The sequence below is a fragment of the Streptomyces sp. IBSBF 2435 genome, from assembly GCF_036815005.1.
Lineage (GTDB): Bacteria > Actinomycetota > Actinomycetes > Streptomycetales > Streptomycetaceae > Actinacidiphila.
On the sequence record NZ_JAJSYW010000403.1, the window covers coordinates 1 to 567 of the forward strand.

A 567-nucleotide genomic window follows, 5' to 3' on the forward strand; every position below is an offset into this window, starting at 1 on the left:
CCGCACGCCACCCACGTCCCCGTCGTCCTGCCGCCCGGCGCCCCCGCCGACGGCCCGCTGACCGGCTGCGGCCTGCTCGGGCACATGGACCGCGGCAACCCGCACTGGAAGTCGCTGACCGACGGTCTCGCCGCCCGCCTGATGTTCGACGGCCCCTGCGGATACGTCACCCCCACCCTCTACCGCACCACCCCCGCCGCCCCCACCTGGGACTTCACCTCCGTCCACCTGCACGGCACGGTGCACCCGGTGCAGGACCCGCAGGAGACGCTGGACATCGTCAGCCACACCGTCAGGACGCTGGAGGAAGCGTTCGGCGACAAGTGGGACCTGGCCGAGTCCCTCGACTACTTCCGGCAGATCGCCCCCGGGGTCGGCGCCTTCCACTTCCGGGTCACCCACGTCGACGCCATCTTCAAGCTGAGCCAGGAGAAGACGCCGGACGTCCAGGAGCGCGTCATCCGGCGCTTCGAGGCCGACGACGAGCGGAGCGGCCGGCAGTTGGCCCGGCTGATGCGCGGCATCGGACTCGGCACCCCCTCCGGCACCCCGGCCGCCACCTGACCC

Annotated in this window: 1 protein-coding gene; it reads left to right on the forward strand. The window is 72.7% G+C overall.

The window, feature by feature from the left end; all coding sequences use genetic code 11:
• Positions 1-564: FMN-binding negative transcriptional regulator (locus V7E46_RS33695; RefSeq protein WP_333771950.1), on the forward strand; the 564-nt coding region annotated here is incomplete at its 5' end.
• Positions 565-567 lie beyond the last annotated feature (3 nt).